Annotated in this window: 19 protein-coding genes, 1 tRNA gene and 1 pseudogene; 2 read left to right on the top strand and 19 right to left on the bottom strand. The window is 41.6% G+C overall.

Going from position 1 to position 13,426, the window contains the following annotated elements; translation table 11 throughout:
• The first annotated feature begins 112 nt into the window (after positions 1 to 112).
• Positions 113 to 185 (top strand) — tRNA-Thr (locus PGU50_RS08425).
• 90 nt (positions 186 to 275) lie between these two features.
• Here the strand turns inward: PGU50_RS08425 and PGU50_RS08420 are convergent.
• The 10 genes and pseudogenes from PGU50_RS08420 to PGU50_RS08375 form a co-directional block, all read right to left on the bottom strand.
• Positions 276 to 482, bottom strand: a complete 207-nt coding sequence (locus tag PGU50_RS08420) for an alpha/beta-type small acid-soluble spore protein (RefSeq protein ID WP_022220917.1) — start codon at positions 480 to 482, stop codon at positions 276 to 278.
• 228 nt (positions 483 to 710) lie between these two features.
• Positions 711 to 1,100: pseudogene (locus PGU50_RS08415) on the bottom strand (peptidoglycan-binding protein); the annotation flags it as partial.
• 80 nt (positions 1,101 to 1,180) lie between these two features.
• The gene (locus tag PGU50_RS08410; RefSeq protein ID WP_270246686.1) at positions 1,181 to 2,371 is read right to left on the bottom strand and encodes a GH25 family lysozyme; all 1,191 of its coding nucleotides are present in this window, start codon (positions 2,369 to 2,371) and stop codon (positions 1,181 to 1,183) included.
• Positions 2,372 to 2,399: 28 nt separating this feature from the next.
• The gene (locus PGU50_RS08405) at positions 2,400 to 2,873 is read right to left on the bottom strand and encodes a phage holin family protein (protein ID WP_118199353.1); all 474 of its coding nucleotides are present in this window, start codon (positions 2,871 to 2,873) and stop codon (positions 2,400 to 2,402) included.
• A 16-nt stretch (positions 2,874 to 2,889) separates the two neighbouring features.
• Positions 2,890 to 3,051, bottom strand: coding sequence for a hypothetical protein (locus PGU50_RS08400; protein ID WP_172676494.1), 162 nt, complete (start codon positions 3,049 to 3,051; stop codon positions 2,890 to 2,892).
• Positions 3,051 to 3,317 carry a hypothetical protein gene (locus PGU50_RS08395; RefSeq protein WP_173684920.1) on the bottom strand — a complete coding sequence of 89 codons (267 nt, stop codon included), beginning with the start codon at positions 3,315 to 3,317 and terminating at the stop codon, positions 3,051 to 3,053. The genes PGU50_RS08400 and PGU50_RS08395 overlap by 1 nt, the downstream gene beginning before the upstream one ends.
• Positions 3,304 to 3,687, bottom strand: a complete 384-nt coding sequence (locus PGU50_RS08390) for a PF13754 domain-containing protein (protein ID WP_270246685.1) — start codon at positions 3,685 to 3,687, stop codon at positions 3,304 to 3,306. Before PGU50_RS08390 ends, PGU50_RS08395 begins: the two co-directional genes overlap by 14 nt.
• Before the next feature lie 11 nt (positions 3,688 to 3,698).
• Positions 3,699 to 4,580, bottom strand: coding sequence for an Ig-like domain-containing protein (locus PGU50_RS08385; protein WP_270246684.1), 882 nt, complete (start codon positions 4,578 to 4,580; stop codon positions 3,699 to 3,701).
• Positions 4,581 to 4,593: 13 nt separating this feature from the next.
• Entirely contained in the window at positions 4,594 to 4,734 is a 141-nt protein-coding gene (locus PGU50_RS08380) for a CD1375 family protein (protein ID WP_172676495.1), read from the bottom strand.
• 64 nt (positions 4,735 to 4,798) lie between these two features.
• Entirely contained in the window at positions 4,799 to 5,170 is a 372-nt protein-coding gene (locus PGU50_RS08375; RefSeq protein ID WP_270246683.1) for a hypothetical protein, read from the bottom strand.
• 119 nt (positions 5,171 to 5,289) lie between these two features.
• Here PGU50_RS08375 and PGU50_RS08370 point away from each other — a divergent pair, with 119 nt between their 5' ends.
• Entirely contained in the window at positions 5,290 to 5,619 is a 330-nt protein-coding gene (locus PGU50_RS08370; protein ID WP_270246681.1) for a hypothetical protein, read from the top strand.
• Positions 5,620 to 5,624: 5 nt separating this feature from the next.
• On the opposite strand, the gene PGU50_RS08365 is transcribed toward PGU50_RS08370, so the two are convergent.
• The 9 genes from PGU50_RS08365 to PGU50_RS08325 form a co-directional block, all read right to left on the bottom strand.
• Entirely contained in the window at positions 5,625 to 5,870 is a 246-nt protein-coding gene (locus PGU50_RS08365; RefSeq protein WP_270246680.1) for a hypothetical protein, read from the bottom strand.
• Positions 5,871 to 6,109: 239 nt separating this feature from the next.
• Positions 6,110 to 7,099: a tyrosine-type recombinase/integrase gene (locus PGU50_RS08360; RefSeq protein ID WP_118199360.1), complete on the bottom strand. Its 990-nt coding sequence runs from the start codon at positions 7,097 to 7,099 to the stop codon at positions 6,110 to 6,112.
• A gap of 432 nt (positions 7,100 to 7,531) precedes the next feature.
• Positions 7,532 to 8,437: a hypothetical protein gene (locus PGU50_RS08355; protein WP_270246679.1), complete on the bottom strand. Its 906-nt coding sequence runs from the start codon at positions 8,435 to 8,437 to the stop codon at positions 7,532 to 7,534.
• Positions 8,437 to 9,441 (bottom strand): Gp37-like protein, encoded by a 1,005-nt coding sequence (locus tag PGU50_RS08350; protein ID WP_270246678.1) that lies wholly within the window; start codon positions 9,439 to 9,441, stop codon positions 8,437 to 8,439. The genes PGU50_RS08355 and PGU50_RS08350 overlap by 1 nt, the downstream gene beginning before the upstream one ends.
• Complete coding sequence (locus PGU50_RS08345; protein ID WP_270246677.1) at positions 9,432 to 10,271, bottom strand: hypothetical protein; 840 nt, start codon at positions 10,269 to 10,271, stop codon at positions 9,432 to 9,434. The genes PGU50_RS08350 and PGU50_RS08345 overlap by 10 nt, the downstream gene beginning before the upstream one ends.
• The gene (locus PGU50_RS08340) at positions 10,268 to 12,220 is read right to left on the bottom strand and encodes a phage tail protein (protein ID WP_270246676.1); all 1,953 of its coding nucleotides are present in this window, start codon (positions 12,218 to 12,220) and stop codon (positions 10,268 to 10,270) included. Before PGU50_RS08340 ends, PGU50_RS08345 begins: the two co-directional genes overlap by 4 nt.
• Before the next feature lies 1 nt (position 12,221).
• Entirely contained in the window at positions 12,222 to 12,419 is a 198-nt protein-coding gene (locus tag PGU50_RS08335; RefSeq protein ID WP_270246675.1) for a DUF5361 domain-containing protein, read from the bottom strand.
• 185 nt (positions 12,420 to 12,604) lie between these two features.
• A complete protein-coding gene (locus PGU50_RS08330) occupies positions 12,605 to 12,868 on the bottom strand; it encodes a hypothetical protein (protein WP_270246674.1) in 264 nt (87 codons plus the stop codon).
• Entirely contained in the window at positions 12,868 to 13,422 is a 555-nt protein-coding gene (locus PGU50_RS08325; RefSeq protein WP_270246673.1) for a phage tail tube protein, read from the bottom strand. Before PGU50_RS08325 ends, PGU50_RS08330 begins: the two co-directional genes overlap by 1 nt.
• Between the last annotated feature and the right edge of the window lie 4 nt (positions 13,423 to 13,426).

The raw sequence follows: 13,426 nt of genomic DNA, 5'->3' as shown, positions 1-13,426 counted from the left end.
TTTCAATACCTATTTTTTATGTTTATTTTAAAGTGTAATTTTTTTAAAAAAGAGTTGCTTTTATTCAAAAATTTGATATAATATAATTCGTGACTGCGAAAGCAGTACGAATGCTGGAATAGCTCAGTCGGTAGAGCACTTCACTCGTAATGAAGGGGTCGTCGGTTCAAGTCCGATTTCCAGCTTAGTGATCAGAGAAAAAGGGAGTGCCTGTTTATCAGACATTCCCTTTTTGTATCCGGCAGAAATGCCTGTGATACCTTCACTGACTGTCCCTATCGACCGGACATCTGTTTTTCCTGTTCTTCGATCATTTTCTTGACCATATAACCTCCGACAGATCCGTTCTGTCTTGAAGTTAAGTCTCCGTTGTACCCGTCTGATAACGGTACTCCCAGTTCGCTTGCAACCTCGTATTTAAATTTGTCCAGTGCACCTTTTGCTTCTGGCACGGCTGCTCTGTTTGATGAACGACTTGCCATATTCATTTCCTCCTTTTTTGTAACATTTTGTTTTGTGTTACGCTCCTAGTATATGGAGAATAAATTCAGATTACACTGGGAGGTTTTGTTAATTTTAGCATTTTTTATTTTGCAGTAATCTGCACCAGATGAGTATGAAACATTTTAAACTGAAGCATGACACATTTGGTATTCTTTGCATAAAAGCAGACTTTGGGAGAAAACTTAGATCATAATATAAAATCCAAGTCAGGATAATTCTGCAATTCTGGACACACCTACATAAATTTCGGAAATTTTATACCATGTACGGTAATCAACAGTTCCGGTTACCGGAAGCCCGAACACCGACTGGAATTTTCTGACGGACGATGCTGTTGCCGGACCATAAATACCGTCAACTGTGATTTTCGGAATTGCCGGGTATGCACCGGCAATGACATTTAGCTGTTCCTGCATTTGCCGGACTTTTGTACCAGAAGAGCCCTGGGAAAGGGTATACCCTGGCCATGAAGACGGAATGCCTGAAATTTCTTCAGCGGTATTGATGTAAATATCATCTCCGTAATAATAGCGGAGGATTTCCGACGGAGAATACCCCTGATCACCAAGTGCTTTAGAACCCCATTGGGTCAACCATTTTGCCACAACCGATAAAGTTATTTCTTCTTATTTTAAGGGAATTATAAGTCCTCATGTTTGGTGCTGTCAACCGTGATTTATTTCACCCGCAGTCTCTGACCAACATAGATCAAATTAGGGTTGGATAGCCCATTAAGCTGCGCAACCTTCTGGTAGGACGTGCCGTATTTAGCTGCAATACCAGAAAGCGTATCTCCAGACTGGACAGTGTAATACTGTGCGGATGAAGCACCGGATTTACCATTCACAATATTCTGAATTGTATTGTAGTCATATCCGGCAGCTGAAAGACGATTCTTTCTGTCGTTTCCGTTGCCCCATTTACCGGCAAGAACTTCCTGTGCGATCTGCTCATTTGATTTTCTGGCAGACGCAGCGTTGATCTTGTTCTGGACTTCTGTGTAACGACTACCGAGAACAACCTTTCTTGTGTCACCGTTACCATATTTACCAGCTTTCACTTCGTTCACCAGTGTATCTACAGATGCAGAATAGATATGGTCGATGAAGCTCTGCACTTCCGTATACCGTGTTCCGAGGACGTTCTTGCGGTTGTCACCATCACCGTACTTGCCCTGCATAACTCCAGCAACCAGATCGAGCGTGGATCCGCCCGGAGTATTCACTGTCGGTTTCGGTGTTTCTGCCGGTTTGGTTGTGTTTCCTTTTCCGGCGTACTTGTTCCATGCATCCTTGTCGCCGTAGAATTTATCCAGATCGAGATTACCGCCCCATCCATTCAATCTACCACAAGAGCTATACTGCCGGATAACACAAGTATAAGCTCCCTCATTCCACGGCTTATCCTGATAGCCTGTGGCGTTCATGTCTGCGTACTGTGCAATCCAGAGTCCATAGTTTCCGATATTGTTGAATTTATAGGCTACAGACTGCGAACAATACAAAAGAGGTCTTACGCCTGTTTTCTGGTATACATAGTCAAGCCAGCTCTTGCACCATGCAAAATCCGAGCTACCGAATGCCGGGTTGCTCTTCCCCTCCCAGTCAAGACAGAGAATTGCTTCGCCTACACGTTTTCCGATTCTATCAAGGAAGTAATCTGCTTCTTTCTGGTAATCTCCACCATTCGCATAATGGTAGATACCGAGACACTTTCCGGCGTTCTTAGCCTGTGCGTAAGCTCTTGTGAAATCTGGATTCACGTAGCCTGTTCCCTCTGTTGCCTTTACGATCACAAAATCGCACGGGACCACACTGAGGTCAATTCCTGCCTGATAACTTGCAATATCAATTCCATTCATTGCCATAATGTTTCTCCTTTCAAAAAGAGGGCGACTATTCGCCCTCTGAATCATTATCTACTTTCACCTGATCTTCCACCTGCGATCGGATGTGTTTCACAAGCGGCTGCATAAATGCCGGGATATTCACTCCCATGTCCTGAATATTTTCTAAAATACTGATAATCTCATTGCAGATCAGCCACATTGCCACGACACACGCCACCAGAAATGTAACCGGTGACTTCCAGCCGATTGAGGCGGATGCATATAGAAGCATTTCGTCAATTATTGCTCCTACAACAACCAATAGCCACATGGATACCTTTTTGAAGATTCCTCTGATGCTTTTATAGGAATTGATATCCTGTGCTCTGTATTTGCTTGCCATAAGTCCGGTAGCATAATCAATCAGATTACATGCCACCAGCAGGATCACCGGCACTGCAAGCACTCCAAGAAGCGCCGACAGGAAAGCAAATACTGCCGTAAAAATTGCTTTGATATAATTTGCCTGTTCCACTTTCATATACCTCATTCTTTCTTTATGAATTTACCGGCTTTGCTGTTCCGGTATAAGATATCGGATAATCGTATGGATAGTCATACGGATAATCAACCGTTTCCTGGATCTGTACAGAAATCGTAAATTTTTCCCCGGTCGCAACCGTATTTTTACTTAATTTCACATCTGTAATTTTAAGCATTAAACCACCTCTACTTCTATCCTTGCCTTCCTGATCGAATCCGCAACCGTGTACGTTACTTCCAATATATGTGTTCCTTTTTCTTTCGGAGCGATCTTGCAGTCAAGATAATGACCATTGATATCACACTCTCCCTGCACCACGATGTCTGTGTAACGTGCCAGCTCATAAGATGCTGTCAGAATCGTAAATGGCTCATCGTTAGGACTTCGCACCAATAGCTTAACGTGCTTGTCTTCGCCCAGGATAAATCTAATTTTGTTCACAACAACACCCCTTTCCGTGTATCGGATAAACTACTTCTACGTAAAACAAATCAGGAAGAGTTGCAACTTGGTACTGCTCTTCCATTACTTCCACCAGATAATCTTCCGGAATTATATGTGTCTCATACTCTTCCGGAACTACTTCTACCATGTAATCCAATGGAACTAATTTTACACATAAGGTTGCCGGATCCACGATCAGAAGCATCTTCGTACAGTACGCGACATTGCCTGCGTCATTTTCCGCTGTCACCTCAATCACATACATTCCGTCCAGATCATAGGGAACCGTGATGTTCCACTGGTTCCCCTCTGAACGTTCAAAGATTACATCCTGTCCATCTACTTTTCCGCTTACTTTTACAATCATAGGCTCACCGCCTAATCTGTAATTTCAACAGAAATAATAAATGTCTTTCCGCAATCTACCGGATTCGGTGTAATCGAGATGGACTTGATCACCGGCGCTGCCGTGTCTAAGGTTACGTTTCTTACTACAGTGGTAGTCTTTCCTGCCTTGTCTGTAGCGATAATCGTAATCTTGTTCGCGCCATTGGATAAAGATACATCCTTGCTGAATGATCCATCTGTTCCTACCGTAGCCACAGCGCCATTTACCGTGACTGTAACCGGTTTGGATGTTGCATCATCTGTCTTACCTGTTACCGTAACCGTTGTCTTATTGGTTACAAGACCTTCTGCTGGTGCGGTAATGGATAAGGTTGGCGGTACAGTATCAACCATGAACGTGGATGTTTTCGCAGCGGATGTATTGCCGTCATTGTCTGTCGCCGTAATAGAAATCGTATGACTTCCATCTTTGAGTGCGTATGCCGGCTTGCATGTGCATTTATATCCACCCGTAACTACAGTCTTGGTAATTGAAGAAATCGCTGTTCCATCAAGCGTTACTGCAATGGATGCCACTCCGGAATCCGCATCTGTGACCGTAAATTCGATGGATGGAGTTGTACTTGTGATATAAGCTCCTAAAGATGGTGCTGTAATAGAAATCACTGGAGCCACTTTTTCTTTTACACGAACCTTCAGCGAAGCTCCAAGGGTTGCATGGCTCTGATCCACGGTTGTTGTATTACCAGCAATGTCCGTAGCTTTTACAGTTCCGCCAAGAACATGATCCGACTGATTGTAACTCGACTTACTTGGAGCTGTAACCGTAGCTTCCCATTTCCCGGAGGTCGAATTATAGGTCAGATTGTATGCCTGACCATTAAATATATATTGAGCTGTTTTTACTGCCATCTACGCTTCACCTCTACTGCTTGTCTTCTGTTACCAGATCTTCTGCTCCGGAATCAATCAGGACCTCTTTTACCTTGTCCTTTAAAAGTCTCGGTACCTGTGAATAAGTTTTCTTTCCTAACATAATCTGCTGTGCCCATAACATTGCCATCATTTCTTTTCCTCCTGAAATTTGTAATAATATGAATAAAAATAAAATGGTTAATACAATTATCGTTTTACTGATATACCGTTTCAGACATTTCCAGAATGCATCCCTCGAGCATTTCATTTTTCTCCTCCGCTTTTTTAAGTCGTGCCTCCAGAGCTGCTATCCGGCTGTCCGGATCTTCTCCTTCCCGATACATTAACGCACCAAGAATGCCGGCCGTGTACTTCACGATTGCATCGAGCTTCGTGTAATTTTCATACACAACGGTATCTGCATCCCGTTCGCTCACAGACATTCTCTTAGTTGTTGTCTGATCAGAGAATAAAGTCTTCAGTTGATCCTCGGATGCTGAAATGGTCTTGATCAGAAGTGCGCCATCCGTCTGCTCAGTGACCTGCTGGATCTGCAGTTCCTGACCATCATTGAATGTGATTTTCATTTTTCTGTTTGCCCCTTTCTTCTTTTTAGAGGGATTCTGAATTAAATAGCAATTTAAAGTCTGTAAACGACAATTTAACGTCTTTTAAAAATATAATCGGAAAAACATACTACAGCGGAGTGAAAGATAATTACTCATACTCAAAAGAAAACAATTGGGACAACACACCAGTTAAGCTTACACTTCCTGCCGGCGTGTATATTTTTGTGGCAAAAGCCGCTCCTTGTGCAAAAGGGCAAAGTTATGACGTGTTTACTATTGGCATATCTGGTATTAGCTCGACAAGAACACAAACTTCTCATCTTATCAATTTTGGAAATGGATTTTATCCGATTTTAAAAAGTGTATGCGTTGAAACGGTTGCTGCCGGAACTTACGGGGTGGCTTTTTGGAGTAGCCATAATAGAAATGTAAATGCTATTGAGCTTCAAGCCATTCGGATTAAGTAACTTTATTATTTGCAAATATAACAAAATTGAAAAACAAAAGTATCACCTGCTGTTGCTTTTTGATGTCTTACCAAAAGTTCTAAGTCACCGGCGCTTCCAATATTAAAAAAGCAGCTTGAAAATGCGTTATCTTGAGCTGCTGCAAAAGTATAAAACGCTTTATTGTAAACTGGAATAGGTAGCTTTCTGGCGATATTTAATCCAGTCCATGAGTTTACTGCTTTTGTTATCTTAACATACCCTGTTACCATTACAATTTTTCCGATCTTATTGCATTCTACCCACGAATCTCCAGACTTAACATTTGTAGTATTCAGCGTTATACCAACAGTACTAACACTATTTAGAGCGTTTAAAGAGGCATTAGCCGTTGATAATTTGCTACTTAGTTCAGAATCCCTCCTTTGACTGGTTGATAAAGTTACATATATAAAAGCGCATAACAAAAACACCCGACCAATGCCGAGTGTAAATAAATAAGTTTATTTACTTATGCGCTTAAATATTTAAAGTGATGATACCGTACGCCTTCCTGATTCACTGTACAATATCGCATGGTTGTCTCTGACTTTGCGTGTCCCGCAAATATCATAGCCTCCTGCAGAGGCATTCCGCGGTTCAATGCATTTGTCAGAGCCGTCCTCCGGAATCGATGCGGATGCGCATTTTCTACGCCCGCCTTCTCTCCAATCCGCCGGATGATATCCTCAATTCCTGTTTTCGTCAGCCGGCTATTCGGTTTCTTGCTTCCGACAAATAGCGCCGGATCATTGTCTTTTCTGCTTTCCAGATATTCTTTCAGGTACATGTTGGTTCGTTCATTGATATACACCGTCCTTTCTTTCGCTCCTTTTCCATATACAATCAGCTCTTTATTCGCATACCGGATATCTTCCCTGTTAATCTCTGAAAGCTCCGATACTCTGACTGCTGTGCTATATAGGAATTCTAGTAACGCTTTATCCCGAAGACTGCTGCATTTACGCAGCATCCGCTCCCGTTCTTCATCAGTATATGGTTTCCGGATCTTCTTTTCTACCTTGATAGATTCCACCAGCACCATCGGATTTCTCCGAATCCGGTCACGATCTCGCAGCCATCCGAAAAAGCTACTATACACCGCCCGGACGTTCTTTAGTGTCTGGTTTGCTACCTTGCGGATCATTTTATAAGCCCGCATGAATCCAGAGATATCTCCTGAATCTATGTTCTTCACCGGCTTATTGATATAGGTCAGTAACCGAACCAGTTCATACCGATATTGCTTCACTGTCTTTGATGCTTTTCCTTCCAGTGCTTTACTCATCAGAAACTCTTCCAGATCCACTTCCCAGCTCCTGTCTACAACCTGCAGGTCCGTTTCCTGGATTACTCTGCATCCGGTAAATGTCATCTGTAACACTTCTTTCAGCTCACGTAGTTGCATTTCATCTAAAACCGGTTGCATTCTTCGCAATACATCCATTATTTTCGCTTCCATACATTGCTCCTTTTTGCTTTCAGTATATCAACTGGCGTACTGAATTAAGTAGCAAATTAGTAAATATAAATTCCAAAATAACAACCACGAATGCGAATTTAGCCAAAACTAACACTGTTTTAGAAAACAGAAAACCAATAATCATTGATTCAACTGCGCAAGGAACAGTAAATTGGGATACCAATAGCTTTTTGAAAGCTGGCATTACATATGCCTTTATCGTTACAGTTTCCTCCAATATCAGCAGTGAAAGCTATAAACAGGAAATCTCTTGTGCATTAAACAATGTAAATATGGGAAATAACGGAAACTATTACAAATTAGTTTCTACTTTTGCAGGAAAATGTAGCAAAGGCGATAAGCTTCATATTACTTCGTACAAAAATGGAGGTACATGGACTCTTTTTGCGACAAGAGCTATTTTTATACCAGTTAGCTAAAATAAGCCGTTGCTGCAATCATTACGAATGAGGCACTATCTGTACCGCTGATATATACTCCACCATTTTTTATGTATATACGTGCTTGTGTTCCAGCAGATCCACCATTATGCATAGCTATCGGGATAAGACACTCGTATGTGTTATAACCATTTGGTGTCATTCCTGACGGGACATTTCCTAGATATTGATCGTTTGCAAATTTTCCATTATCTGAAAATCTTATCGATCCGGCAACAAATACCACGTGACCTATTTTGCGAAATTTTAGCTTTTCTGAAAGATTATTCGCAGTCATATATTTCCAACCTGAATCGGCAGTTGCCGTTTTCAAATTGGTATTTGTAGTTGCTAATTCTGTGCTCAAAGCAGATATTTTTGTATTTGCTTTTGTTAAATTGCTACTTAATTCAGCAATAGATCCCTGCACACTAAATAACTTCTTAACTTCCGTGATATTAAGTCCATTGAGGATGACCTGGTAAAGTGGCATGTCTGCTACAAGATCTCCTGACTGTATATCTCCAGTGGTATACCCTGGTACAGTCGGACTGTTTTCGCTTGGTGTTCCCTGGATTACTTTCAAGGCAAGTGATTCTACATTTGTACTTGGATCTCTACTGTATCTGGCAACGATAAGGTCTACCCTTTTCATTCCCTGTGATCCATTTGTAATAGCGAGAGAATCGTATGTGTTCTTTTTAATCGATGCAGAACACCCCTGATGCATGATCACACCGTCTCTTACTTTAATCTCATTGTTTGACGATACTTCCGCAGCCAACCGTGATCCTGTTTGCAGCACATAAGATTCATTTCCAAAAATTCCAATATTGATATCTCTGTCCTGTTCTGCAGTAACATGTGGACTTCCGGTATATCCTGTAATTATATCCATTAAGACTCTCCTTCCAATTTATACTCTACTTTTTCTTTGCCAGCTGAAATCGTCCATATCTTCCTTCCGATCGGCTTTTTCATGCTGGCACCGGTTAGATAATCTCGGCCACCAACGATGTCTCCAATATCCATACTTCCTTCTATTTTCTCCATCGTCATGTCATATTCCGTCTTATTCTTGGAATTTGTAAGTTTCGCAATTCCATTTTTGAGTAGATCATCGTATTCTGATCCGGAGCTATCGTAAGTTTCTTCGATTTCATCAATTCCTCGATAGTACTGCGTTTGTCCTACATTTCCCTTTTCGTCGACATACAAATGGATAACCAGGCGGTCTTTTAACTCTCCTTTTCCAAGGCATACTAAGTGATTCACGCCTCTTTTGTTGTCATCCATCGTAAAATTCATGTTCTGATCGTTTGAAAATTCGTATTCTGATGAATAATCTACGATAGGAACAGCCCTTACTTGAACATAGCCCATTTCGTATTTATCGCCTTGAATATACTTGATTTCCAAGCGGTAACCTACGGATTGCAGCATCTTCCTTAAACCTTCATGTAACGTACAATATCGGTCAAACTGATAGTTCATCAACTGAATGCCTGTATCTTCAACAACTCCGTAGAAAAAGCCCGGAAATGCTTCTTCTACTTTTCCTTTGATGATTTCATTTATTTCTCCGGATGCTATCGCATAATCCTGTCCTTCTTCCGGCTTGATTATTTTTTTCGTCATCATTCCACGCCAGGTATATCCCTTTACGGTGATACTATTCGCTTTTGTGCTTGTAGTTACCTCCCGAACTATTCCGCCATACTCTGTGTCCGGAACATACACCTGACTTCCGAACTCAACCGTACCATTCCAACCGGATCTCTTAAATTCGATCTCAAAATCATTGATTGAGCTTTTCTCATCTTCTCCGATTTCCATGTCTACATTTGCATTTAAGATATATCCGAGCTCTTTGCCTATCGGATCCGTATAGATCAGTTCCATTCCGGCACGCTCCTTTCTTTGTATACCTTAATATCAAAGCCGAATTCACCACTCCAGTTAAGAGTCAGTACGCCAGACGGAATCAGTGCAAATACGCTTTTGTCTTTCGCTCTTTTTGCGAAAATATTTTGCACAGTTCCATTTCTCAGATGCTTTGTGATCGTCTTCTCTCTGCTGGCGATTAATATATATTCACCTGCTTCTAACGTCTCATAAATCTGATAAGGATAACCGTTTATCAGTATTCTTGGATCAGTGCATGGACCATATATTACCATTTCAAAGTTATTATCTCGGAAATGATCGATAATCCAGTTCTGCGTTCCGGCACTCTTTCTTGAATAATCATAATTATACGTTATCGGATAGTCTAAGAATGTATATGGCTTTCCTTTATTTGCAGAATCAGGATAAAAGCTTTCCTGTTGCTCCATCGACCAGAATGGATACGGGCAGTATATTTCTATCTTGCAATCTGTACGACTATTATTTTCACTCGATACTTCATTGCTTGATTTTTTTACATATCCATCAATGTAGTATTCGCCATAGTAAATTCTTCCTGGAGTCAGATTGACCACATCGTATTCAAAAGCATTCGTAAGCCTATTAAGGATCTGCTTTCTTTCTTTTTCTTTGCCTCTCACGGTAAGAGTAATATCATACGTCACCGGTTCTTTTGCAAAAGCATTCACCGTTACACCCATTTCTCTTTCTGTTGTATTGGGTTTCCACTCATAAGCATGGAAATATCCGGAGGTTGCTCTCATTTTGTCTCCGATCAGATTGTATTCTTCTCCATTGGAACATACATATTTAATCTCGATCATTCAAACACAACCCCCATTTCTCTCAAAGCTCTTGCTACTTCTCTGTCATTCATGTTGATCACAATCTTGTCACTTCCTCTGGATTTCTGCTTTAAGTATTCAAGCAGCTGTTCCAGTTTTGCCGACAAAATATTATCTTTTTCGCTGTTCGCAACCGTGCTTCCGGTAATAAGGTCCGCACTTGCCTTGAATGGGTTTTTAAGCGACCTTTGTAATTCATCTGCTGCCTTCGATACGAGTGATGTGTTGTCGATCAAACCATTCGCAAGTCCTGCATCGATCATTTTTCCAACAAATACACCCCAACGTGCCGGAGAATGAATTCCAAAAAAACTGAGCACATTGTCCTTAAAGCTTCCGAGAATTCCTTTTACAGTGTCCCACAACATATGTCCAGCTGCACTTAGTCCGTTCGCAATTCCGTGTATGATATTGTGCCCAACGCTTCCCCACGAAAAGCCTGTCGTGATCATTTGCTTAGCCGTGTTAAACGCTCCTTTAAGGATTTGTCCAGGCAAATGTACTAGTGCTTTTACTCCGTTAACAAGGAGATTCATAAGATTCTTTCCAACTCCAAGCCAGTTCATCGCACTCAATACGCTTTCTGCTGCCGTAAATATCTTCGGAAGATTTGCGATCAATGTCGGAATTGCATTTATAATTCCTTTTGTCAGTGTTATGAGGATTTCTATCCCTATCGAAAGGATTTTCGGCATGTTATCATTGATGATTCCGGCAATATTGGTGATGATCTGCGGTACGGTTGCGATTAAAGTCGGTAGAGAATTCGCTATTCCCTGAGCCAGATTTTCAATCAGGTTAAGTCCGGCATCTATCAATTGTCCGGCGTTTGCTCTCAAATTTTCTGAAATCGTCACAAGCATTGGAAGAAACTGCGCACAAAGCATCGGTATTCCAGATGCAAGTCCGCTCGATATTTGATTAAGTAACTCAACGCCAACCGTTGTAAAACTCGTCAGCATACTTGGTATGTATGTTAACAAATTTGTCAGCATTCCTTGCACTTCCACTATTGCTTGCGGGCCATAGGTTTGTATCGCCTGCACTATGACTTTCGGTAGTGATGTCATCACACTACCTATCGCCGGAATGACATTTGATGCAAAAGAAACCGCAGAATTCACAAGATCGTTCATGGAATCTTGTACGGAAAGAATCGCATTTCCGCTTCCGTCTTTCACACCAGTTAAAGACGCTAAGAAATTAGTCGCAGATGCTTTCATCATATTAAATGAACCGGATATTGTTCCTTCCGCTTCCACAGCCGTTGTTCCGGTAATACCGAGTTCTCCTTGAATTACATGAATCGCACTATAGACATCTGCCAGATTATCGATGTTGTATTCTACTCCACTGAGTTCCTGCGCTTTATCAAGGAGCCTTTGCATCTCCCCTTTTGTTCCGCCATAGCCGAGCTTTAGGTTGTCCAACATCGTATAATTCTGCTTTGCGAATCCCTGATACGCATTCGTGACGTCTTCCATGTTGGTTCCCATTTTGTTTGCATTGTCTGACATGTCCGTCATTGCCATATCAGCTATATCAGCGGCTTTTGACGTATCATTTCCAAGCGAGCTTAACAGAGATGCTGCAAATGATGTCGACTGCTCCATATAGGCATTTGCAGATAATCCCGCTGTTTTATATGCGTTGATAGCATTTTGATGCATCTTTTCCGCAGATTCCTTAAACAACGTTTCAATTCCGCCCATGCTCTGTTCGATCGCCGCACCCTCATTGATTGTCGATGCAAGTGCTTTACCGATAGCTGCAGTCGCAATCACATTCTTGATTGTATTGACAAGTTTTCCGCCAAAAGAGGTTCCGGCCACTTCTGCCTCTGGTTCTATCGCCTGTTGAATTTTTCCACTGATGCCTTGTGCGGAAGGTATGATCTGCACATATGCCTTTGCAAGTTCCGTTGCCATCTTATCCCTCCTCTCCTGTTAATCTCTTCCATTCTCGGTCAAATTCTTCTCCAGAAGCAAATGTACGAATATCCTTATCTGGTTCTGAATCATCGCCAATTAGCATTCCGAGTAAGGACTTAGGTCTGTTTTCTCCCGTGGTTCCGTCTTTTGACTGTAGCCATGCAGTCATCCGTGTTCCATCCGCAATAGCTGCCATAAGAATTTGTTCCGGTATAGGATCTATCCCTGCCATTTTCATTTTGATTCTTGAATTTTCCCTCAACCCACAAGAAAAAGTCGCTACCATTCTGCACGGTAACGACTTATAGTCATAAATATGATATGTTTCTGCAAGGTCGCACAAAAGTGCATCCTTGTCAAAATTAAGCATGTGAGCGAGGATTAAGAGTTTTTTCCTGCTTTTGCATTTTTGAAAATTTCCTCTATTTCGATCATCATTTTCGACATTGGAACCCTTCCATTTTCTGTCCGCAAATGTTCTTTTAAGCGCTCCTTCTGTTCTGTACCAATCAGACGATTCAGCATGCTACTCATTTTCGCCACATTTCCTTCATCCATTTCACATAGATCTTCCAGAAGTTCATAATCATCCAACGCCGCTTCATCTAACTCATACTCAAAACCACTGCTTGTTTTTCCCTTCATTATTTCTTATTCCCCTTAATATATTCGTAATGTGTCTGTCCGTCCGCATCCGGTACTGCCGATAACGTTGTCTCGTATCCAATCGCATCATCGTCCTTATATACAATGTCTCCGACTTCCGTAATGCTTGCACACGGAATAACGATACGCTTCACTGCGTCTTTCAGAATCATATCCACAGCCCACGCATTCTGTTCCGCTTCATCTGCATTTACTTTTACCGTAATCCCTTCCTCAAGTGTTCCGGTAACATTATCATCTCCGTAAACGCTCTTCAGGACCTCTACATTCAAGGCTTCGATCATCGTAAACTTAAAATTATCTTTCTTACTGGTCTGCATATTCAATACTGTGTCGCCGCCCCAAGCATTTTTGTTGTCAGTTTCCGGACTATTAGAATTAGTGAGTCCATCCTCCGAACAATATCCAAGTGACTTAAATGCTGCATCTAATGCTGTGGTTGCATCTGTTGGCAATGTTGTTCCGAGCGGTGCTCTAAAAATCGCGCCGCCTACTTTCGGCTTGCCTGTACTTACATTTTTAGCATCTGACATTTTT

Source organism: Coprococcus sp. AM11-30B (assembly GCF_027674365.1).
Lineage (GTDB): Bacteria > Bacillota > Clostridia > Lachnospirales > Lachnospiraceae > Allocoprococcus > Allocoprococcus comes.
Note: the sequence above shows the minus strand (reverse complement) of the source record. Positions and strands in the feature narration are given on the sequence as shown.